This window comes from Caulobacter sp. BE264, from assembly GCF_031457805.1.
Lineage (GTDB): Bacteria > Pseudomonadota > Alphaproteobacteria > Caulobacterales > Caulobacteraceae > Caulobacter.
Genome location: NZ_JAVDXI010000003.1, coordinates 133,626 through 153,927, shown reverse-complemented (window position 1 = coordinate 153,927; position 20,302 = coordinate 133,626). Strand labels below are relative to the sequence as shown.

General features: G+C 65.1%; 22 protein-coding genes and 1 tRNA gene. 7 read left to right on the top strand and 16 right to left on the bottom strand.

Annotation, left to right across the window (positions count from 1 at the left end; all coding sequences use genetic code 11):
- Nucleotides 1-170: 170 nt before the first annotated feature.
- Both J2X45_RS08975 and J2X45_RS08970 read right to left on the bottom strand, forming a co-directional pair.
- Entirely contained in the window at nucleotides 171-461 is a 291-nt protein-coding gene (locus tag J2X45_RS08975) for a DUF167 domain-containing protein (RefSeq protein ID WP_310214399.1), read from the bottom strand.
- 1 nt (nucleotide 462) lies between these two features.
- Nucleotides 463-777, bottom strand: a complete 315-nt coding sequence (locus J2X45_RS08970) for a YggT family protein (RefSeq protein WP_310213877.1) — start codon at nucleotides 775-777, stop codon at nucleotides 463-465.
- 105 nt (nucleotides 778-882) lie between these two features.
- Between J2X45_RS08970 and J2X45_RS08965 the strand changes: the two genes are divergently transcribed.
- Nucleotides 883-958: transfer RNA gene (locus J2X45_RS08965), tRNA-Ala, on the top strand.
- A gap of 170 nt (nucleotides 959-1,128) precedes the next feature.
- Here the strand turns inward: J2X45_RS08965 and J2X45_RS08960 are convergent.
- On the bottom strand, nucleotides 1,129-1,950 hold the full coding sequence (locus J2X45_RS08960) for a DNA adenine methylase (protein WP_310213876.1): 822 nt from the start codon (nucleotides 1,948-1,950) through the stop codon (nucleotides 1,129-1,131).
- A gap of 205 nt (nucleotides 1,951-2,155) precedes the next feature.
- Here J2X45_RS08960 and J2X45_RS08955 point away from each other — a divergent pair, with 205 nt between their 5' ends.
- From J2X45_RS08955 to J2X45_RS08945, 3 genes are all read left to right on the top strand, one after another.
- Nucleotides 2,156-2,539, top strand: coding sequence for a hypothetical protein (locus J2X45_RS08955; protein ID WP_310213873.1), 384 nt, complete (start codon nucleotides 2,156-2,158; stop codon nucleotides 2,537-2,539).
- 76 nt (nucleotides 2,540-2,615) lie between these two features.
- Entirely contained in the window at nucleotides 2,616-3,128 is a 513-nt protein-coding gene (locus J2X45_RS08950; RefSeq protein WP_310213871.1) for a Pycsar system effector family protein, read from the top strand.
- Nucleotides 3,129-3,830 (top strand): adenylate/guanylate cyclase domain-containing protein, encoded by a 702-nt coding sequence (locus tag J2X45_RS08945; RefSeq protein WP_310213869.1) that lies wholly within the window; start codon nucleotides 3,129-3,131, stop codon nucleotides 3,828-3,830.
- Here J2X45_RS08945 and J2X45_RS08940 read toward each other — a convergent pair.
- From J2X45_RS08940 to J2X45_RS08925, 4 genes are read right to left on the bottom strand one after another with little or no spacing between them, the layout of a single operon-like run.
- Nucleotides 3,811-4,422 (bottom strand): hypothetical protein, encoded by a 612-nt coding sequence (locus tag J2X45_RS08940; protein ID WP_310213867.1) that lies wholly within the window; start codon nucleotides 4,420-4,422, stop codon nucleotides 3,811-3,813. The two genes, J2X45_RS08945 and J2X45_RS08940, sit on opposite strands and share 20 nt — an antisense overlap.
- Entirely contained in the window at nucleotides 4,419-4,883 is a 465-nt protein-coding gene (locus J2X45_RS08935; protein WP_310213865.1) for a lysozyme, read from the bottom strand. The genes J2X45_RS08940 and J2X45_RS08935 overlap by 4 nt, the downstream gene beginning before the upstream one ends.
- 55 nt (nucleotides 4,884-4,938) lie before the next feature.
- On the bottom strand, nucleotides 4,939-5,226 hold the full coding sequence (locus J2X45_RS08930; RefSeq protein ID WP_310213863.1) for a hypothetical protein: 288 nt from the start codon (nucleotides 5,224-5,226) through the stop codon (nucleotides 4,939-4,941).
- Nucleotides 5,223-5,582 carry a hypothetical protein gene (locus tag J2X45_RS08925; RefSeq protein ID WP_310213862.1) on the bottom strand — a complete coding sequence of 120 codons (360 nt, stop codon included), beginning with the start codon at nucleotides 5,580-5,582 and terminating at the stop codon, nucleotides 5,223-5,225. The genes J2X45_RS08930 and J2X45_RS08925 overlap by 4 nt, the downstream gene beginning before the upstream one ends.
- 104 nt (nucleotides 5,583-5,686) lie before the next feature.
- Here J2X45_RS08925 and J2X45_RS08920 point away from each other — a divergent pair, with 104 nt between their 5' ends.
- The 3 genes from J2X45_RS08920 (at nucleotide 5,687) to J2X45_RS08910 (ending at nucleotide 8,006) form a co-directional block, all read left to right on the top strand.
- On the top strand, nucleotides 5,687-6,778 hold the full coding sequence (locus J2X45_RS08920; RefSeq protein ID WP_310213860.1) for a hypothetical protein: 1,092 nt from the start codon (nucleotides 5,687-5,689) through the stop codon (nucleotides 6,776-6,778).
- 80 nt (nucleotides 6,779-6,858) lie between these two features.
- A complete protein-coding gene (locus J2X45_RS08915) occupies nucleotides 6,859-7,206 on the top strand; it encodes a hypothetical protein (protein WP_310213858.1) in 348 nt (115 codons plus the stop codon).
- A gap of 101 nt (nucleotides 7,207-7,307) precedes the next feature.
- On the top strand, nucleotides 7,308-8,006 hold the full coding sequence (locus J2X45_RS08910; RefSeq protein WP_310213856.1) for a hypothetical protein: 699 nt from the start codon (nucleotides 7,308-7,310) through the stop codon (nucleotides 8,004-8,006).
- A 17-nt stretch (nucleotides 8,007-8,023) separates the two neighbouring features.
- On the opposite strand, the gene J2X45_RS08905 is transcribed toward J2X45_RS08910, so the two are convergent.
- The 9 genes from J2X45_RS08905 to J2X45_RS08865 are packed head-to-tail and all read right to left on the bottom strand — an operon-like array spanning nucleotide 8,024 to nucleotide 20,197.
- Complete coding sequence (locus J2X45_RS08905) at nucleotides 8,024-8,902, bottom strand: hypothetical protein (protein WP_310213853.1); 879 nt, start codon at nucleotides 8,900-8,902, stop codon at nucleotides 8,024-8,026.
- Nucleotides 8,899-11,121 (bottom strand): hypothetical protein, encoded by a 2,223-nt coding sequence (locus J2X45_RS08900; RefSeq protein ID WP_310213852.1) that lies wholly within the window; start codon nucleotides 11,119-11,121, stop codon nucleotides 8,899-8,901. Before J2X45_RS08900 ends, J2X45_RS08905 begins: the two co-directional genes overlap by 4 nt.
- Nucleotides 11,121-11,333, bottom strand: a complete 213-nt coding sequence (locus tag J2X45_RS08895) for a hypothetical protein (protein WP_310213850.1) — start codon at nucleotides 11,331-11,333, stop codon at nucleotides 11,121-11,123. Before J2X45_RS08895 ends, J2X45_RS08900 begins: the two co-directional genes overlap by 1 nt.
- An 11-nt stretch (nucleotides 11,334-11,344) precedes the next feature.
- A complete protein-coding gene (locus J2X45_RS08890; protein WP_310213849.1) occupies nucleotides 11,345-11,581 on the bottom strand; it encodes a hypothetical protein in 237 nt (78 codons plus the stop codon).
- 2 nt (nucleotides 11,582-11,583) lie between these two features.
- Entirely contained in the window at nucleotides 11,584-14,598 is a 3,015-nt protein-coding gene (locus J2X45_RS08885) for a hypothetical protein (RefSeq protein ID WP_310213847.1), read from the bottom strand.
- Nucleotides 14,580-15,020: a DUF6950 family protein gene (locus J2X45_RS08880; RefSeq protein ID WP_310213846.1), complete on the bottom strand. Its 441-nt coding sequence runs from the start codon at nucleotides 15,018-15,020 to the stop codon at nucleotides 14,580-14,582. Before J2X45_RS08880 ends, J2X45_RS08885 begins: the two co-directional genes overlap by 19 nt.
- A 2-nt stretch (nucleotides 15,021-15,022) precedes the next feature.
- Nucleotides 15,023-15,676, bottom strand: a complete 654-nt coding sequence (locus J2X45_RS08875; protein ID WP_310213844.1) for a hypothetical protein — start codon at nucleotides 15,674-15,676, stop codon at nucleotides 15,023-15,025.
- A gap of 5 nt (nucleotides 15,677-15,681) precedes the next feature.
- Nucleotides 15,682-16,275: a hypothetical protein gene (locus J2X45_RS08870; RefSeq protein WP_310213842.1), complete on the bottom strand. Its 594-nt coding sequence runs from the start codon at nucleotides 16,273-16,275 to the stop codon at nucleotides 15,682-15,684.
- Between the two features lies 1 nt (nucleotide 16,276).
- Nucleotides 16,277-20,197, bottom strand: a complete 3,921-nt coding sequence (locus tag J2X45_RS08865) for a tape measure protein (RefSeq protein WP_310213840.1) — start codon at nucleotides 20,195-20,197, stop codon at nucleotides 16,277-16,279.
- Between the last annotated feature and the right edge of the window lie 105 nt (nucleotides 20,198-20,302).

Sequence of the window (20,302 nt, the reverse complement as noted above, 5' to 3'; positions counted from 1 at the left end):
TAGCCGTGAGGCGCTAAGAGGAAATGAAAGACCGGCGTTTCGTCAATGGCTTGTCAGTAACGCGTCTTGGGGTTCATTTTTGCGCCGAGTCGTCGCTCGGCGCGAATATGTGGAATAATATTCCAAGATGAACGACGTGCTGTTGATCGCTTCAGGCGGCGCGGCGGCCTCTAGGAAGCCGGCGTCCCGAACACGCGCGCAAGATCGGCGGGGTCGACGCCGTCCAGCTCGAGACGCTTCAGCCGCGAGGTCTCGCCCGCCGCGAGGCGGACGGCCGACCGCGGAACTCTCAGGGTCTTAGCCACAAAGGCGATCAGGGCAGCGTTCGCCGCACCCTCGACGGGCGGGCTGGCCACCCGCACCTTCAGATACGGTCGGCCGTCGCCATCTTGCGCCCACCCCTCGGCGGCGTCGCGGCCGCCTCGGGGGGTGAGGCGCACCACGAGGGTGACGGCCACCAGATCAGCCGAAAAGGCCGATCAACGTGCCGCGCAGCGCCGGCAGCAAGTAGTTCTGCACGCCCGATATGATCAGCAACACGATGATCGGACTGATGTCGACGCCGCCCAGCGACGGGATCATACGCTGGAAGGGGCGCAGAACCGGTCCGGTGATGCGATCCAGGAAATCCAGCACCTGGTACACGGCGGTGTTCCGACGATTGATGACGTCGAACGCCACCAGCCAGCTCAGGATCGCGGAGATCACGATCGCCCACCAGAGAAGGCTGAGCAGGCCGCCCAGGATGAAGAAGACGAATTGAATGATGGCGGTCATGGGTTTCCCGTCCGAACTTTCCGCTTCTTGCCGCGCCACGCGCGCGCTGGCAAGCAAGGAGCCGCTTGACGAGCGCGCTTTGGGGCCGTATCTCCGCCGCTCCTTGGGGCCGTAGCTCAGATGGTAGAGCGCCTCGTTCGCAATGAGGAGGTCAGGGGTTCGATTCCCCTCGGCTCCACCAAGGACCTTTCAGGAACGCCCACGCCGCTTGGCCTTGCGACCCGATCGCGTTCTCGTACCCTCAATCTTACCCTAAAAACTTTCTAACGGCTGTGACTGCTAAAACGGGCGCGGAGACGCTTCCGGGGCATATTGTTGCGCGGGGGATAACCGCTGCGGCCTGTCGCCGCATCAGAACAAGGTCGGAGGCGGGGCCGCGCTGGCCAGGTTCACGCCCCGACCGATCAGCAGCTCTTTCGCTGGCGCCGAGGGATCTGCGTTGCCGACCGAGTAGACGGTGTTCACGGCCTCGACGTCCGCCCAGGCGAACGCGGTTCGCATCGCCGGCACGTCGTTGATCGAGAGCAGGAACCGGCCCTCGATCGAGGCCAGCAGCTCGGCCATGCGCTCGAAGTCCGACCTAGCGAACAGCTCCCGGCCATAGTCGTCCTCGCTGCCCCAATACGGCGGGTCCAAATAAAAGAGCGTGCCGGCGCGGTCATAGCGCGGGATGAACTCCGACCAGTCCAGGTTCTCGATCGTCACGCCGGCAAGGCGGTCGTGGATCCGCCGCAGCCTCGGCTCAAGGCGGCGAATGTCGAAGTTGTGCGGCGCGGACGGATCCACACCGAAGTTCCGCCCGCGCACCTTCCCGCCGAACGCCAAGACCTGAAGGTAGAGGAACCTGGCGGCCCGCTCGACGTCGGTTAGGTCGTGGGCGGCGACGGCCTTCTGCCGATCGAACTCCGCGCGCATAGCCGGCCGCCAGCGCAACTCGCGGAGCAGCGCCTCAGGGTGAGCCCGCAAGACGCGGAACAGGGTCACGACGTCGCCGGACACGTCGTTGATGACCTCGACGCCCGGCCGGACGGCACGACGAAGGAAGACGCCGCCCATGCCGATGAACGGCTCGCAGTAGGCATCGTGAGGCGTCGCGGCAAGGATCTGGCAGATGCGTTTGGCTAGGTGCCGCTTGCCGCCGATCCATGGCGCTGCCGGTTCAGCAGGCGTCACCGGGTCGCATGGCGGAACGTGAACATTTACGGAACATTTCATTTGCGGGAAGCTCCTCTTGGCGCTTATGAGTCCGCCGCCCTGGGCAGGGCGGACGTGCCGTCGGCGATCGACGGCGGTGCGTGACGAGGGAGCACTCGTCGATCGACGCGTTGGCGCGCGTCGGTCCCGCCCGAGGTCCGGGCAAGAAGGCTGGAAACTGGAGATGGGTGGACCAAGCCCCGATCGCGTCTGTCCGCCGGCTATGCCGCTTACGGCGCTAACGCTGGGCGAGATGCACGTTCTAGGCTGGCAGCTGCGATCACACTGCGGACGCTGCGGCGTCACCCAACGGGTCTCGCTGAAGGTCATGGTTCAGGTGCTTGGCCCCGATACGATCGGATGGGGCCGACATCCGCGCTGCACCGTCGTCAGCGACGGTCGCTTTCCATGCGAGGGGTTCGTGACCTTCTCGGCCAGGACGGCCAAGGGCGGGTCTTGGACTCAGCTGAAGGCGCCCAGCTCGCGGGACATCGAGATCTGGAAGAGCCGCAGGGCGAACCGCGCGTACAACGCCTATCGCGGCTACGGACCGGGCGGTCGAGGCTGAGAAATTCAGTTCACGTGTGACGAGTTATGGGCGAGTGTGCCCAGCCTAAGGTTAAGTTACCTGTCGGAGAAACGAGGTGGCAATTCCAAGCCCACGTGAATACGCGCTGGCCCAATTCGACCGCCTTCAGGGCTTTTTTCCACGGGCCGAGGGCAAGGCGGCGTTTCTCTTCGCGCTCAACGTAGGCATGGCCGGGGTGCTGGCAGCCAACGTCCCAGTGAAGAAGGCATTCACCCATGCAACGATTCCAGCCTGGGCCTGCCTCGCGCTTCTCGCCCTCAGCACGGCTTGGCTCTACGGAACGTTCTTCCCCCATCTCGACGGTGCAAAGCACAAGGGCATCATTTACTTCAAGGATATCGCTGAAGTTAGCGCAGATGATTTCATTGAGAAAGTTAAGCGCTACACCGAGGATGACTTAGAACAGGACGCGCTGTGTCAGGTATGGCGGAACGCCGAGATCCTGAAAAAGAAATACGATCGAGTGAAGTACGCCTTCCGTGCAACTGGATTGTCGCTACCACTATGGCTGGTCTACATCTCGATTGTAGCATCGACGGGCGCAACGCCGATCCTGAAGGCTGGCTGAATGGCCCTGGAAGACGATATTCGCGAGGCCGTAACTCGGAAGTTTGCTGAGCCGTGGTCCACCAGGGAAGGTCGAACCGTCCCCGATGAAACCTCCGTCCAACTGGGGAATGACGGCATTTATATCGATGCCACCATCCTCTACGCTGATCTGGCGGACTCCACAGTCTTGGTTGATACCTACCCGCAAGAATTTTCGGCGGAGATCTACGGGACGTTCCTAAACTCCGCCTCGAGAATAATAAGAGCCCACGCAGGCAATATCACCGCGTTCGACGGCGACCGCGTGATGGCGGTCTATATGGGTGACGCACGAGAGAGCCGCGCCGTGAGAACGGCCTTCCGGATCCAGAAGGCTGTCACAGAAATCATTCGGCCCGCGCTGAAAGCGCAATATCCGAGCGTTACCTACGTTCCTGCCCACACCGTCGGGATCGACAGCTCGCGAATACTAGTGGTGAAAGACGGCATAAGGGGAGCTAACGACCTCATCTGGGTCGGGAAGGCCGCTAACCACGCGGCGAAGCTCTGCGCACTATCGCACAACTTCGCCACGCGGATCACGAAGGCCGTCTATGACAGGCTTGAGGTGAACCTCTATCGGACCAACGAGGGCGCAGACGTGTGGGAGCCAGTTACCTGGACCGACATGAACAACGCCCAAATATACAGGTCCAACTGTGTCACGGTTGGCTTCGGCTGAGTTGCTTCTCACCCGAGTTCCGGCGCCCCAGCTCACTCCAAGCTTCGGCCTGGCGCGCGTACCACTCGCGCCAGGCTAGGGCCTCAGCCCGCCATTCGAAGGCGACGCCGTAGTTGGCGGCGATCGTTTCGGCGACGGCAGAGAGCGGAACTCCGGAAGGGGTTTCGACAGGTCCGTCGGGGGCGGCGGGAAGGGTGGAGCCATGGGCTGCGGCGTCGTGCAGGCGCACAAAGCCGACAGGCACAGTGCAAGCCAGATCGCTTTGGACAGGGACATAGACGGGGACCTCCTTCGTCAGGGTATGGGTGACGGTGCGGATCTCGACCTTGCGTGCGTCGAGCTGGCGGGAGACGTCGGCCGAGATCTCGCGCCCCTGGATCACCACGCGCTGCACGACCTTGACGGCCGCCGCGCGCCGCTTGGCCTCGGCGGCCTTTTCGTGGTCCACGCCGGCGCCGTAGCTCAGGCGACAGGCCAGCGCGACCAAGAGGGCGATGATCAGAACCGCGAGCACCGCGCGGCCAAGGCGGGTCTTTGCGAAGGCCTTCAGCCAACCGCCCGCACGGATGGCCCAGACGACCAGGGCGCTCACAGCTCGCCCCGATACATGGCGGCCTCGGCGCCACGGCGCCGGGTAAGGCCGGCGAGGACGACGCCCTTCTGCTTGTTCCAGAATTTGAACTGGTCGGCCGCGCCCTTGAAGTCGCCAGCCTTGTGTTTCTTCAGCAGCGTGCTGTCGCCGAAACCTTCGGCGATGTCGTCCGCGTCGTCATCGAGGCCCACGTTGTAGGCGAACGAGACCATGGCGTCGAACTGCGCCTGGTTGGTCGGCGCACCGCCTATCATGTGCTCGACGCCGGCGGCGAACATGGCCAAGTCGCGGTCGAAGCGGGCGTCGGCCTGCTCCTGAGTCCACGTCATGCCCATCTTGATGTCGCGGCCGGTCGAGCCCCAGCCCAGGGTCGGCCGATCGTTCTTGGTCGGCATGTAGGCGACGAGCTTGCACTTCTCGAAGCTCTTGATGAACGCGATGCATCGCGGGCTCGGCTTCATGGCCTGCCTCCTCAGGGTTCAGGTTTTCGGGAGACGCGAACCGGGTTCGCGTGGGTCAGCCGCGCGTGGCGCGCTGACGGGCGACGTTGATCGCCATGACGATCGCGTAGACGGCGATCGAGGTATCGACGGCCAGGTGCGCCATGTTCGGCGCGGCCCGGAAGATCAGGACGGCGAGGCCCGCGAGGAAGCACCCACCGGCCGCCAGGTCGAGAGCGCGACGAACACTGCGCGGCGCCTGGGGCCATCCCTCCGCGCGCCGGCCCAGCAGATGACCGCGCCAGTGGAAGGCGTAGGCCGCTGCCCAGAGCAGGGAGAGGTCGAGGATGGCGAGGGCGCTCACGGCAGCACCCCGTCGATCTTGCGGCTGGCGCGCTTCTCCAGCTGGGCGACGATGGTCGGACCAAGGCGCATGACCAGCACCGCTAGCGCCACGCCCGTGGCCAGCGGATCAACCTTCAGCTCGATATGGAGGAAGTGCTGGATCACCGCCGTCATGACCCCGGCCGACCAGTTGGCGCACAGGATCCCGACGGCGAAGGCCACGCCCATCGACGCGACAGCTTCGATGACCGAGCGCCAGGCCTTTCGCGTGGTCGGCGGCGGCTCGGCGAGCAGCACGCCCACCAGCTCGGGCAGAGTGAGCAGAAACACGATCACAGCCGTGACCACGCCGCCCAGCAGGCGGTTCTTGTCCATGTGGACCCCCGATGTAAGGTGACTTGACTTCGCTCGCGCCCTAGCAACGTGGCGCCAAACCCATGCTCAACGCGACAACTTGGGGTGCGTACGTAGTGCGATATTTGGACTACGCCGATTTCGGAAGAGTGGAGAGCCTGATCCAATACGATTGGAAATGGCCGAACACGGTCATTGAAGACCCAGAAAATGTAAGGTTCGACGGAATATTTGGCATCATGGCAAATCTGCTCGATGCCGCTATTGCGTACTCGGCAGCACGTCGAAACGTAACTCAGGATATTCGCTTCTGCATCCTGGATAGCGACATCGAGAACGCGGTCGCGTTTAGGGTCAGGGAGAATTCTTACTGTATCGCGGTGACCCAGGCGCTCTTTGTGAAAGCCGCCCTGTTTGGCCTCGCGTTTGAGCACTCAGCGCCGGTTTGCGCCCTTTTCCCCAAACCTCAGGCCAAGCCAATAATTGAAGCCCACAATATCCTCACCATCCCTCGTGAAGATGGAATTCCCCGGGGCGTTGAAGATCTTCCTGCAGAATTAAGCTTTAAAGGCTTTTCTGTCGGAACGCTGATGGCCGTAGCGTTTCACGAACTCGGACACATCATCAACGGACACTGCGGCTATAACTCTACAAGATCTGTGTTCGAATTCGCTGATCAGGGGGGATCCAGTCTTGAGGACTTGGAGATTGCGCGAGCGCTAGAGTTCGATGCCGATTGTTTCGCGGCAAAGGAGATGATTGGATTTTTCGCCGTGCAGCCCCGCAGCGTTGCCGATTACCTTTGCAAGGACGCTGACGACCACCTCCGTTTTGCAATCCTGGCTACCTTTGCCTTCTTCGGGGCGCTCGGCAGGAACAGGCTGTACGACGCCGACTGGCTCTCTACTCGTGCCACACACCCTCACCCAGTCGATCGCATGAGGCTCACCGTAGCCGTTTCAACCAACGTCATCCATGAAACGACCGGCCACTCGGAAGAAAAGATCGCAAAGGAGCTGACCCTCCCTCTTCTGAACACCGGAGCCCACGCCTTCGAGTGTGTTACTGGGCGCAGATTCGACAGCGCCGGGGAGGCAACGGGCAAAACGTATCTCGCCTTCGCCGATCGTGCATCGTCAGCTTGGGCGCGGGTCAGGCCAATGCTGATGAAGACAAAGTTGGGCACCCACAACCTCGCCTCAGCCGCTTCCACCTGATTGACGGAAGGCCGGGGCTCGACTCTCGCCTACGCTTACGCTTTAGCTTTCGCTGCTAACGAGCACGGAGCGAACGGTAGATGCTGAAGGTTGATTGTGAGGCCTGGGAGGCGCTTACGCTCCAAAGGAAGCACTGCGAGGACATCGGCGCCTGGGCGAATGTCGATTTCACCGACAAGGCTCTGGAAGCACTTGCTGCCGCCGTGCTCGCCGACCCGAGGCGAGAGAACGACGTCGCTTCGAACTGCGCCAACTACCTGCAGGATATGAAGGCGAAGATCTCCTCGCCCAACCCGCCGAAGATGATCGTCGACCCCTCGCACAGCTCCTCAGCGCTGGACGCTTGGCTGGATAGCCTGACCGATGATGAGCTCAAGGGCTTGAAAGCCGGCGTCACCAATGCCGAGAAGCGCCGTCGGAAAAAGTGAGGGCTGGAGCGGAGCAAGGATGGTGGGCCTTCATTTGGTCCTCTGTCCAAACCGTCACGCCTACGAAAATCAGGGTAACAATCACAGCGGTCAGGTTCGCCGTGAGCAACACCGTCCTCCAGAAAAACCAGCGGTCCTCGCGCATGAACGTCGACAAGCTGCTCGTGATATCGAACGTGTCGCTACTGTCGGTGACATTGCTCGGGGTCGTATTGTCCGGCCTCATTTTCTACCTCACCAACTTGAGCGACAAGCAGAAGGACCGCGAACTGGCGGCCTATAAGGCCAAGGCGCAGCAGGAAATCAGTCAGGCCAATAAGGCCGCCGAAGAGGCCAAGCTGAAGGCTGCCGAGGCGACTCTTCAGCTGGAGCGCGAACGGGCCGCTCGCGAGAAGCTGGAGGGCCGACTAGGTCCGCGGCGCCTGTCCTCAGATACGAAACGAGAGCTGTCGCTGAAAGTCGCAGAGCAGTTCGGGTTGCGTGTCCACGTGCTCTATCAGCCAGACCAAGAGGTCGTCGGCTACACCAACGACATCATCGAAGCGATGCGGTCAGGCGGCGCCATCGTCCGTGCGGCCCCGTGCCGTGTTTTGAGCATCGGGGCCCAATACCCCCTGGAGGTCTCTGTTCGCACGGATGGTCGTGGCGCTGCTGTATGTGACACCCTCGCCGCCCTAGGCATAGACTTCCACCGTAAGGCCCACGAAAACAGAACACCCGAGAACGGAATGCCTCTTGTCGGCGATCATTCGGCGGACCTGATGATCACTGTGAACGGCAAGGATCCACATCTGGCGTAGGGAGCAGCTAGCCGCTCCTAGGGGATCGTGCTGGGCGCGGTGTACGTGTCGCCATAGAACCGGCCAGCAGCGCCGAAGGCCTCCTGGTACATGGCGTAGTCCAACGCATCGACCGTCGCGTAGGAGCGCCCGGAGAGTGTGAGGTCCTCGATATACGCCCTGTAGAAGACCCATGACGAAAGCGATCCCAGGATCGGACCATAGTTATTTTGGCGAGTGCCGGCGCCGAGCGTGGCCAACGATTTAGAGATTGAATAGTTCGCGGCCACTGGCGTTGTGTCGCTGCTCTTGCCCGCGCGGTTGCGGAAAGAGTCTCCCGTCACATTCCAGCTATTGCTCTCGCGGTTGCCAATGACGTTTCCGCCGACAGGCATCTGCTGACCGGAGATATGGGAGAACCGCACATAGCCCGCGTTTGCCGCGTTTTCGATGCTCATGGTCGAGGGGGCACCACCGTTGCTGGCGATGGCCACGCGCGTCACCTTCGACCACTGCGAGTAGTAGAAATTGTGCGTCGGGTTCGCGAGCATGTACGCCAGGACGTTCGTCGGGACATCGATCGTATAGCCATTGTCGATCGCGATCGGCGACGACTGACGAACAATGACGTGCAGTCCTCCCTTCGTGGTTCGCTCGAGCAGGCCTTGGCCGCTCGTTTCCAAGCTGCCGACCTTCTTAAAGACCGCCGAGGTGTCGCCGGTGATGCCGGAGAGGGCGGCTTGTTCGCGCGCCAGGTTCGGCAGCAGCGCGGCATTGGCCGGTACGCCGGCGGACCAATTGCGAACGTCCAGCAGCATGAGCGAGCCGGCGGCATCGCTTAGCAGTTCGTCGTACTTGAACTTCGGCAGGTCGGTATCGGTGAAGGTGGAATTGAAGCGGATCGCAAGGCCCGTCATAGGAAGTACCCTCTCGAAGTAAGCCAGGCCGCGAACAGAAGTTTCTGTGCGGCGTAGCCGGTATTGTTGGGATGGATGCTGTCGCCCATTAGCGACGGCGGAGGCTTGTCTGCCGCGATGGCGGCGAGGTCGTCCGAGCTCGCGGTCAGGCCCACCACGGTCAGGCCGTGCTGGATGAAATCAGACCTCAGGTCGTAGAAGAAGTCGCCGTAGGTCGCGGCGAGGTAGGCGTTAGCGTCGGCGATCTTTTGGTAGGCCGAGGTCCCGATGCCTTCGCTCTGACCATTGGTCACGGAGATGATGGCGTAGCGCTTCACCAGGGGCTTCAGGAAGCCGACCATCAGGGCTACGCCGCTCTGCAGGTCCGCAAGGAACGTTGCGTCCCCCACGTTGTTTCGGCCAACCCAGATCGATTGCACATCGTTCTGTGCCGGCAGAGATTGCGCGTCGTGCACGAAGAGCGAGCCGGGCGGGCACGCCACGTCGGCGCCGTCGGCCGTGCGGGTGAACGTCCAGGCATTTGCGTTGTCGCGAGCGAGGGTCCCAGCGACGCCTGCCAGGGTGCCGACGAAGGAATAGCCGGAGCCGACACGGTACCCCGTGGCAGGAGAGATCGCCGTGACTGCCACCACGCCCGAGGCCGGGATCGTGTTGCCCGAGACAGTGATTGCGGGACGAAGGCCGCCCTGGCGGATCGCGATATCCGCGATCCCTTGGCCGCTGATGCCCCGGTTGACGGCAGTGATCCCGAGCACCGAGCCGACATTGCTGACGCCGAGACCGGCGTTTGTCAGACTGTCCCCAAAGAGCGTTAGCTGACGGGTCGGGTAGACCGGCCAGGTCGCGCCGCCCATCACTGATTGATAGCGCTCCTCTCCACCATCCACGAAAGCAACATAAGACCCGTCCAGGATCTTCGGGTCGGCCGGATCCGTTGCGGTAATCTGGACGCGGCGACCGGTCTTTCGGTCACTGACGAATAGCTTTCGAGTCGGAGAACTACCGGTGAGCTGCGCGACGTAGCGGTTGGAGGCGAGCTGAGAAGTGACGTCCGGAGCGAGCGCCGCCAGCCCGATGCTTCCGGCAGTCACGCTTTCGGCCACCACGGCGCGCTGAACGCGGCCGATAACCGGGCCAGACTTCGGGACAGCGAATTTGATCTTGTTCGACTGATCGAGAACCAACAGCGCATACTGGTCGGAAGCCGATGCATCCACCGCTGACAGCGGGATTTCGGACGCCAGGGCGCTAAATCCAACCTGCCCATCGTCGATGGTTTCGACCCGAATAGCTTTCGTTACCCGGGCGATCACAGGCCCCGACTTTGGGACCGCGAACTTGATGTTGTTGGCCTGGTCGAGGACGAGGAGAGCGTATTGACCGCTGTCGTTCTCGATCGGCTCTAGAATGATCTCGTCAGCGAGCGCGTTGAAGCCGACCTGGCCAGGGTCAAGCGCTTCGACCCGCAAGGCCTTGGTCACACGCGCCATGACAGGCCCGTTTTTAGGCACCGCCAACTTCATGTTGCCGGCGGCGTCATGCACAACGAAGGCATACGGAGAATAGTCGTCGAGGCTACGGACTTGGTCGCTGACCCCTTCCGCCATCAGTCCAGACGTCAGGCTACGCCCAGCGATCTGAGAGGCATCAGGCAGGAGGATCTTCACCGGAGCGAAGGTGCCGTCCAACTTCCAGCCGCCAGCCGACTTGTCATTCTTATCCAGAACAACAAGCGCCCAGTTCGCGGAGTCGGTATCGCGAAGGGAGATCCCCGGATCGATCCGATCAACCACTTGATCTCGGGCCGCTTCCGCAACGCTCTTAGCCCCCTCGGCGTCGTCTACAAGCGCTTGCACCTCGGAGATGACAGCCGCCGGATCGCCCACGGTTCCGACCGTGGCGAAAATCTTCGCCAAGGACGGGAACATAGTTTTCACCCCGGCGGCGTTGGTCATGGGGTACATGCCATCGCCGTTCGGCCCGCCGTCGACCGTGCCCGTCCACCAGTCGATACGTTGCATCACGTCGGCGTTCCACGCGCCGGCCGTGGTCGCTACCTTGGAAGCCAGCGCGACCGGGACAGCCTCTTCGCCGCCGACCCAATCCACCAGATCCGGCGCGAAGTCGGCGGCGAATGCTTCGACGTCGTCGATCGCCACGCCGTGCGCGACGAGGCGCTGCGCCAGGCGCAGAGCGACAGTGTCCGTCGTGATCGACATCAGGCTTCACCCCCCTCAGGTTTGGCGAATCCGGTTCGCGCGTTCTTGGCCGCGTCGATCCCCGCCCCCAGCACCTTCAGTCGAACGGCCAGCTGAACGCGCTTTTCGCGCAGCGCGTCTTCGGTCTCGCGCGTCTGAAAATAGTCTTCGAGCAGGTGCATGTACTCGCGCGACGCCGCCTCGCGCGGGTCGCCCGTCGTCGCTTCGGCCATGCCGAATTCCCCTATTCTTGAGGTTCGCCCTCGGCCGGTTCGGCCTCGGGATTGGCGGCTCGCCAGGCGTCGAACTCGGCCAGGGTCGGGGCGGCGCGGTAGCCCTCGATTTCGCCCCACGGCGTGCCGTTCATCAGCCGGTACGGCAGGCTTTCCGGCTCCTTGTTCGCCTCGAAGATCTCGGCAGGCCCCGCGAAGGCGGCGACCGGCTGGTCGCCGAGGTAGTAGATCGCCACAACGCGAGACATGGTCAGCGCTCCGTCTTGTGTTCAGTGATGCGGGCGGAATAGTTCGCGGCGCGGCAGGTGCCGGACCCCGACAGAAGCGTCGCCTGGAACTCGATCGTGTGCCATCCGGCGCCGGGCGTGGCGTCGGTCAGAGAAGGGATGCGGTCGTAAGCCCCGCCCTTCACGTATTTCGGCCAGTCGTCCTGAACGACGCCGTCGACCAAGACACGCAGATCCGCGTAGCTGTCCGTCGAATAGCTGCCGAGGGTGGCCTGCGTGTAGATCTCCAGACGGCCGCCGAGGCTGTAGTAGCTGATCGACCGAAGCGTCGTCCAAACGCCGACCGCTAGGTCGATCGAAACGCCTGACGAAGAGACCACGGAGTCCGTGACGTTCCGCCCCGCGATGTGGGTCGTCTGGATATTCTCGGCGACGATGTTGACCGCGTAGATGCTGTTGGCGCGGACGCGGTCGGCCTCGAAGTTGGTCGCCTTGACGATCCCTCCGACGATGGCCAGCGGATAGAGGGTCGTACTCCCGTTCGAAAATCCGATCTCAGCGGCCGAGACCACGAACGCCGAGGTCGCCCCCGTGTTGACCAGGCGCAAACCGGCGGCATGGCCGTTGACGTCGGTCGAGATCGTGTAACTCGCGCCCATCCCCGAAACGACGCTGGCCGTCTGGGTGATCGATCCTCGGAAGTTGTTCCCGAAGTTCGCCTCGAGTGCGTTGATCCAAAGGACGCCGGCGCTGGACGAGTTCACCCAGGTTCGGATTTGGGTGTTGAAGGCCGCGATGTCGGTGCCGATCTGGGTGCGGATCGCCTCGACGTGGTCGGCCAGGCTTTCCGTCGTCGACCACATCAGCGTGTCGTGCCGCATGATCATGCTGTTGCCGGACGGCGACAGCAGCGCCATCAGGCCCATGCGCGACCAGAAGGTCTTGTCGCCTTCCTCCCATTCCTGATCTTCGTCGATCAGGATGCGCTTGACCCGCACGCCCTTGTGGAACGTCTCGCTGATCAGCTGACCGCGCTCGTCGATCGCGCCCATCGCCAGTTCTAGATTGGCCTGGGCCAGCTGGCGCCCGGCGTCGGTGTTCGCGCGCAGCTCGTCGACCAAGGCCGAGGGAGTCATGCCGGCGATGGTCTTGACCCCGGCGCTGACGATCGGACCCGTGGTTACGTTGCCCAGATCGGTGCCGGTGTCCGGGTTCTCGGTCCCGGCCGCCGTGATGTAGCGGACGCGGACTTGATATCGCGAGCCCGGCTTTACGCCGGTCACCACCAGCTCGGTGGCGGTGGCCGGGAACGACTGGGATTGCCATTCGCCGAAGGTGTTCGGCCCGCCGACCGGCCCGAGAATCTCGCGGAAGTCCACGACGATCGTCACGGCGTTGTAGTAATCGGCCGCACCGCGGATCACGATCGCCGGCAGCGAGCCGTCGTCATTGGCGACCACGCCGTCCACGATCTGCCACGCGCCATCGCCCGGCAGCGGAACGACGGTCGGGTCCACGCCCGTCAGCGCCGGGTCGGCCGGCGGCGTGTTCGTCTGGCCAAGGGCGTAGGCGTGCTTGCCGTCGGTTTCGGTGCGGCAGATGTACGTCGGGAGCTTGGTCGAGAGGTCGCGGGTCCGCTTCTGGATCCGCACCTTCTGGCCGTTTAGGCCCGCCTCCGGGCTGTTCACCGTGACGCAGGCGCCGGGCGGGAGCCACTTCCAGCGCGGGAACAGGGTCAGGACAATGCCCGTCAGCTCGCGGGCGTCCTCGATCGCGTAGCGGCAGATCTGGCCGACTTGGGTCGCGCTGGTGATCAGCGGCATGCCCAGCTCGATCGAGCGCTCCTCGCCGTCGACAGCCACGTACTCGGCGACCTGCACCGGGGCGTCCGGCGTCACGACCTGCCAGTCCAGGGCCTCTTCGGTGTAGCTGGGCCAGACGGTGTTGATCCGCTCGGCCGCGCTGACCTGGCCGGGAACCGTCATCGTCCCGACGATGTCGGCCTCGGTGATCGTGGCCAGGCTGACGGCCGGGGCGTTGACCATGCACGAGATCTTGGAGCCGCCCAGGATCGGCACGCCGGCGCCGGCCTGGAGCATGGCCTTCAGGACTTCGTAGTCGTCGTCCAGGCTGTCGACCGCGCCGTCGACATACCAGCTGTTGGCGTCCGAGACGTTCGCGCCCTGCACGAAGGCGGGCACGTCGATCTCGCTGATGTCGGCGCCCAGCCCGTGGGTCAGCACGCCGCCAGAGCGGCGGCCGATGATCCAGGTGATGGCGTTACGGTAGGGGCAACGCGACCAGGTCCAGGTGCTCTCGTCGTTCCAACGATGCGCGCCCGAGCCGCCGGGATAGGTCGAGTCCTGGCGTGGGTCGTAGGTCTTGACCCAGCGGCCGATCATGCGCGGCGACGGGACACCCGAGGCGTATTTCTTCGGGTCGTACTCCAGCGCCCAGAGCGACGCGGCCAGGCCCGACAGCTTGTGCGCTGAGGTCCACTCCGACGGCATGCCGCCGTGATTGGCCGGCGTGTCCTTCGAGCCGGTGGCCGTCCAGTGCAGATAGGGCTCGTTGGCCTGACCCAGCTGGGTCTTGAGCCACATGCGGTTGAGGTAGTAGCCGCTCGCGCCTTCGCCGCCGTCGGCGGTGAACGGCACGGTGACGCCGTTGGCCTGGAAGGCCTCGAACCCGTCGATCGGACCCGCGCCCGAATAGACGGTCGCGAAGTTGAGGAACTTGTTCGTGTCGCCGGCCGCCTGGTTGAAGACGATGCTGCCGGCGATGGCGCTGCGGCCGATGCCATAGGGGATGCCGGCGCGCGGATCCGCCTGCCACTGGAGAACCGTCTCCGGTCCCTTGATCTTCGGCGTCAGGGCCTGGGTGGCCTTGCTGACCGCGTAGACCTCGGCCGCCAGCGTCGCGCCGATCGTCGCGTAGCCAGTGGCGGCGGCCACGACCGTTGAGGCGCCGACGGCGGCGGCGGCGAAGGCGACCTGGCTGCCGACCCAGACTGCGGCGGCTAGCGCGGCTTGAGGCATGGGGCGGCGCTCCACAGGCACAGGATGTCGGCGGCGGCGGGCTTGGCGAGGCGGCAGACACCGTCCGGCGCGAAGGCCAGGACGAGGGTCTGATCCATGACGACGCCCAGAGCCGGCCAATCCTCGGCCGACGGCAGGGCCACGATGTCGCCGGGCAAGGCATAGGCCCACGGCAGGCGCGCCAGGCCCAGGTCATCCAGGGCCGCCTCCAGAGTGGCGAACCCGGTTCGCTTCAGCGCCTTCCGGGCCGACAGGGCGGTCTTGTAGTAACCGCCCCGCGACAGACGCGGCCGATAGCCGAGGCCCTTCAGGTCGTGGGCCGCCAGGCGGACGCAATCGCGCACGCCCCACTCGAAGGTCTGGTCACAGAAGGCCTCGCGCGTCGCCTGGGCGGCGGCGACGCGGACGTCGAGCGGCGTCATGGTCAGGCCCCGAAGTAGGTCGTGCCGTAGAGGCGGGCGTAGGCCGCCGCCTGGGCCGCGCTGAGCGCGCTGGTCGGGGTGTCCGAGCCCCAGGGGATCGAGCGCGAGACGGACTGCATGTATTGCAGGCCCAGCTCGCCGGGCTTGCACCGCTGGTGGAAGCCGTTGTTCAGCCGCGCGCCTTCCTTCTTGCGGAGGAACCGCGCCATCCGCGAGTTGGCGGTGATCGTCAGGCTGCGAATGTTCTCGTCGACCGTGTTGGTCAGCACATCGCTTTCGCCGACGAACTGCTCGTCGGCCTCGCCCACGACCTGGCCGGTGATCGGATCCAGCACGACCTCCCAGATCCGCACGCGCGAACCTTGGACGCCAGGCGCGGCCAGGGCGGCCATGGCGGCGTTGGTCGGCGGGAAGATCACGAACGAGGTCGACGGCGCCTCGGTCATCAGGCCGTCGGCGATCGGGCCGATCGCGCCCAGCACGCCGAAGGTCTCGTCGCGCTCTTGGAAGGTGACTTCCTGGCCGTCGACTTCGAACGAGAAGAACCCGGCCTCGCTGAGGCGCAGCGGCCCCCCGGGCAGGTCCCATTGCAGGCAGAACGGCAGCATGATCGCCGGCTGCTTGAGCGCGGCGTCCCTTTCGGGCGAGAAGCTCATGACGGCTATCGTTCCGAGATCTTGAACGTCACGGTGTGGAAGCGCAGCCGCTTCACCGACCACTTGATCGGGCCGGGGTCGAGGTCGCCCTCGATCATCGGCTCGGTGAAGGCCAGGGTCGCGCCGTCGGCCGGGGATGCGCGCAACATCGGGCCGATCGTCACGATGACCCGGCCAGCGCCGTCCGCCACGACCTCGGACGTTGTCCGGTGCATGTACACCACGCCGTTCTTGATGAAGCTGAACGGGGTGAAGGTCGGCAGGGTCGAGCCTGGCGTCAGGCCACGGATCGCGAGCAGCGAGCCAGCCTGACCCGCGCCGTCGACCACGGCGGACACCGGCAGGCCGGTGACGCCCAGGCGAGGCCAGATCAGGCGAACCGCGCCGCCCTCGGTCTTGTGGCGCAGCTGGGCGGCCAGCCAGGCGGCGGCTCCCGCTTCGCTGAGATCGCCGATCGTCACGGAGACGGCGCATCGGCCGGGACGCAGGATCGTCTGGGACGCGCCGGCGCCGGTCGTGGGCGATACGCGGGCGCTGGCGTCCGGGATCTCGGGTTCGATCTCGGCGGCGCGCGGCAGGGCGGGCAGCAGAAAGGCCATGTCAGCGGCCCAGGCGGCTTGCCGCCGCCTTCTGGATCTGGGCCTGGGCCATCGCCGCGCCGCCCTGGGCGCCACGGATAGCGGCCCGGCTTTCGGCGGCGGAGATCTTGCCGTTGATGTCGTGCATCAGATCCTCCGTCAGGATCGCGCCGCGCAAATCGAACTGGAAGACCGACTGCCGGCCGCCATTGGCCAGGCCCGACGAGAACGACAGGCTGTTGACCTTCCGCACCGTCGACAGCGCTCCGCCCGTCGCGATCGACCCGCCACCCGCGTAGCCGCGCAGCGTGCCGCTGTTGATCGCTTCGAGCAGGCCGCGATGCTCTCGCGTGGCCTGGGCGTTGACCACGAACTCCTCGTCGGAGAGCTTCAGGAACCGGCCGCTGGCCAGCTGGGCCAGGATCGCGTCATCCCTCGGGCCGCCGGGACCGCGCACCAGGCCGCCCCCGCCGGCATAGCCGGGGATGGCGCCGCCACCGCGGAGTCCAAGGAAACCGGCGACGAAGCCCGCGCCCTCGGCGCCGGCCGAAGACGTCGCCGCCGCCGTCAGGGTGAGCAGGGCCGCCGTGGCCGATGCCGCCGCCGTGGCCAGTGCGCCCGCGCTCACCGCCGCCGCGCCGTCGGCCGCCGCCTTGGCGCTGGCCGCTGTCGTCCCGGCCGCGTCGGCCGCCGTGCTCGCCGTGCCGAAGAGGGCGTCCAGGGCCTTTTCCGCCGCTTCGGCCGTCGGCGCGATCAGCAGCTGGTCGACGAGGCGCCCGACGATCTGCTCGCCGATCGTCCGTCCGACATTGGCCAGGACGCTGGCGAAGTTGCCCGACTCCAGCGCCGCGCTCACCAGCGAGGACCGCAGGGTCTGCAAGCCCTCGACAACGCCCTGGTCGGCCTGTTCCGTGCCCGGCACGATCAGCGAGCGGCGATACGAGGCCAGCTGGCTTTCGTTGGCGCGTTCGACCGCCTTGCGCTGCAGGGCCTCGATCGCCGGCAGGGCCGCGAGGCGCTGGCGGGCGATGGCCTTCTCCGCGTCCGTCGCCGTCTTCGAGGCGATGATCGCCTCGGTGCGGGCGCGCTCTTCCTGCTGCTGCAGGTCGAGGATCTTCAGCTCCAGGTCCCGACGCTCGGCGACCGTGGTCGCCAGGCCTTGCTGGGCCTGGAGCAGTTCGGTGCGGTTCTGAAGGTCGTTCTCGGCCAGGGCGACGGCCTGGTCGGCGACTTCCTGGTCGGCGACGGCCTGGGCGCGGGCCTTCTGCTTGTCGGCAGTATCGTTCGCCAGCTTGGTCAGCCGCTCGATCTCGGCGGGCGAATAGCCGCTCGGATTGGCCGCAGACTTGGCCTGGTCGGCCAGCTCGTCGGCCCGCGCCTGGCGAGCGGTCTCGATCCTGGCCAGCTCGACCTTCAGACGGTCCTGCGTCGAGGACGTGAGGTCCGCCTGGGCTTGCAGCTGATCGTCCTGGGCGCGCGCCAGGTCGGCGGCGTAGCGGCGGTCGTGCTGCAGGTCCGCGCGGTCCTCCTGAAGTGCGGTGCGAGCGCCCTTCTTGCCCGCCTGCTGCGCCGCGTAGCCTTCGGCGGCAGACTTGATTTCGGCGGCTTCCTTCGAGGCCAGCGCATATGCCTCGTCGAACTTCAGGCCGGCCTTCATGTAGGTCGACGTCTTCTTCAGCGTGTAGATCTGCGCCTGAAGCTCGCGGGTCGCGGCGCCGTTGTGCGCCGCCTGGGCGATCTTCAGACGGGTTTGGAGATCGGCAAGCTCGGCCGGAAGGTCGCGCTTGCCCGTCAAGTCCGACGGCCGAACGAAGGCCTCAGGTTTAAGGCCGCGTAGGCGTTTGATCTCCGCGTCCGCTGCCTTGAAATCAGCTGCCGCCCGAGCGACTTCCTGGGCGGCATTGCTGTTAGCCAGCGCCGCAGTAGCGTTGAGACCAACGGAGGCCGCCGCGCCGGCAGCGCCGCGTCCGCCTTCCTCAAGCGCAGAGTTCCGTACCGGGCGGGTTTCCTCGGCCTGCCGGGCGATAGCCTTGTCCAAGTTGACCTTGGCGTTGCTCTTCTGAGTTTCGAGCGCCGCGATCGCTTCCGCCTTGCGAGCCTCCGCCGCGCGGAACAGTTCGTCGGCGAGTTGACCGACGGCCCCGGCGAAGGCGGTGACCTTCGGCGTTGCCGTAGCCGCTTGGCTTCCTAGGCCCTTCACCCCCTCGGCGGCGGCTCGCCCATAGGCGGCAGTTTCTTTCAGCTTTTCGGCCAGAGCTTTCGAGTCAGCCCGCAGCTTTGCCTGATCTTCCGCTGCCTGCTTGACGTGGCGATTGTGCAGGATGACGGCGCCGACGATCGCGCCCAGGGCCAAGACGACAGCGCCGCCAACGACGCTGCCGCCGATGAGGGTCAGCGCGCCGGTGAACAGCTGCGTCGCGACGGCGCCCGCACGAGCAGCGATGCTAGCCGCACTGACCGCCGCCGTGTGTGCTGCTTGCGCTGCTGCCGCGCGTCCCGAGGCCACAGTGAGGGCGGCTTCCGCGACTTCAAGTTCCTTGGTAACGGCGGCAAGCCGTCGACGATCGGCAATTGCGTTTTGCCCGGCCTCGCCAAACTGGGTCGCAGCAGCCGCTGCATTGACGGGAGCGGAAAGCGCGCCGGCGCCGACGCGAATGTTCCCGAAACCCGCTGCTGCGTTGGTCGCCGCTTGCGCTTGCGCTGCTTTGGCCGCCAGGCGCTGTTCCGTCGCTAAGGCGAGGTTGGCTTGATACTGCGCAGCCTCTTCGCGCAATGCAGCGATGTTCGCCTGGATCGCCGCGATCTCTGCCTGGTTCGCCTTTACTGCAGCGTCGGATTTCAGAACAGCCGCACGCGCCCCGTCGATCATCACCGCGTTGCCGCTCGCGACCGCGAGTGCCAGTTCGATTTGGGCGGCGTTGGCCTTGATCAGACCACCCGCCACGCGCACCCCGTAAGCGGCTCCGATCACACCAAGCGCCGGTACGATGAGTTCGAGATTATTCGCGACGCCTTGGATGCCAGCTGACAACCGAGCCGTGGCGCTGAGCGACGAATCCGTTTCGCCAATGTACTTGCCCAGGGCGTTATTCAGGATCTGGAAGGAGGCGGCGATCGTCAGGACGGATTTGTCCGCAACCCGCTCGGTCTCGCGGAAACCGACCAGACCCGCTTGGAAGAATTCCTTGTTCGAGACGCTCCCCGCGATGATGTCGGCGCGAAGCTTCGCGATCGATCCGCCCCAGCGGTCGCTCCCGCGCGCCACGGCCTGGATGATCGGCCGCGCCCCTTCGAGGACACTGTTGAACTCCTCGGCGCGGAATACCGTGCTGCCGAGGCCCTGGGTGAGTTGCAGAAGAGCGCCGCGCGCTTCTTCGGCGCTGCCGCCTTGAACCTTCAGCGCCGCCGCCGTTCCGTTCGTGAACCTGAGCAGGTCTTCGGTGGACGCGCCGAGCTCTTTTTGCGCCGACGCGGTTCTGCCGTAGAGGGTGCCGAGCTGCTCTAAAGGCGCGCCGTATTTCTGCGCCGACGCGTACAGGCGATCCTGAACAGTCGTCAGGTTCTGGCCCTCAAGGCCCGCGACCTTCAGCTGGTTGGTGTAGCGGGTATAACCGTCCGCGTAGTCCTTGATCTTGTTGGCGGAAAGGCCGGCGACCAAGCCTGCGCCCAGCGGCGCAGCGGTGGCCAGAAGGGCACCGCGGATCTTGCCGCTACTGGCGGACAGTTGCCCTTCCATGCGCTTCGACGCGGCGAGGAGCGGGTCATAGACCCGCCCCATCTTACGGCCGGCGTCGTCTAGCTTGCGGACGGACTGATCGAAGCGCGCCTCGATCGCCCGAGCCCGGCGGTCCGTCTGGGCGTTCGCCTTCGACAGGGCCTGTTCGTACTTGTCGATCCGGGCTTCGAGACGGACTAAAAGGCGCTGGACGTCAATGTCAGCCATAACATCTCCTGACCAACGAAACTGGAGTGACTGCGATGATCAGGACGGGCGTGATCTTGGCCGCCAGCGCGCTTGCGGTGTGCGGCTGCGACCAACGTGCCAACT

Coding starts and splice junctions, on each gene's coding strand:
- J2X45_RS08970 (WP_310213877.1), bottom strand. CDS start 777: ATGACCGCCATCATTCAATTCGTCTTCTTCATCCTGGGCGGCCTGCTC.
- J2X45_RS08955 (WP_310213873.1), top strand. CDS start 2,156: ATGGGTGGACCAAGCCCCGATCGCGTCTGTCCGCCGGCTATGCCGCTT.
- J2X45_RS08945 (WP_310213869.1), top strand. CDS start 3,129: ATGGCCCTGGAAGACGATATTCGCGAGGCCGTAACTCGGAAGTTTGCT.
- J2X45_RS08935 (WP_310213865.1), bottom strand. CDS start 4,883: ATGAAGCCGAGCCCGCGATGCATCGCGTTCATCAAGAGCTTCGAGAAG.
- J2X45_RS08925 (WP_310213862.1), bottom strand. CDS start 5,582: ATGGACAAGAACCGCCTGCTGGGCGGCGTGGTCACGGCTGTGATCGTG.
- J2X45_RS08915 (WP_310213858.1), top strand. CDS start 6,859: ATGCTGAAGGTTGATTGTGAGGCCTGGGAGGCGCTTACGCTCCAAAGG.
- J2X45_RS08905 (WP_310213853.1), bottom strand. CDS start 8,902: ATGACGGGCCTTGCGATCCGCTTCAATTCCACCTTCACCGATACCGAC.
- J2X45_RS08900 (WP_310213852.1), bottom strand. CDS start 11,121: ATGTCGATCACGACGGACACTGTCGCTCTGCGCCTGGCGCAGCGCCTC.
- J2X45_RS08895 (WP_310213850.1), bottom strand. CDS start 11,333: ATGGCCGAAGCGACGACGGGCGACCCGCGCGAGGCGGCGTCGCGCGAG.
- J2X45_RS08890 (WP_310213849.1), bottom strand. CDS start 11,581: ATGTCTCGCGTTGTGGCGATCTACTACCTCGGCGACCAGCCGGTCGCC.
- J2X45_RS08885 (WP_310213847.1), bottom strand. CDS start 14,598: ATGCCTCAAGCCGCGCTAGCCGCCGCAGTCTGGGTCGGCAGCCAGGTC.
- J2X45_RS08880 (WP_310213846.1), bottom strand. CDS start 15,020: ATGACGCCGCTCGACGTCCGCGTCGCCGCCGCCCAGGCGACGCGCGAG.
- J2X45_RS08875 (WP_310213844.1), bottom strand. CDS start 15,676: ATGAGCTTCTCGCCCGAAAGGGACGCCGCGCTCAAGCAGCCGGCGATC.
- J2X45_RS08870 (WP_310213842.1), bottom strand. CDS start 16,275: ATGGCCTTTCTGCTGCCCGCCCTGCCGCGCGCCGCCGAGATCGAACCC.
- J2X45_RS08865 (WP_310213840.1), bottom strand. CDS start 20,197: ATGGCTGACATTGACGTCCAGCGCCTTTTAGTCCGTCTCGAAGCCCGG.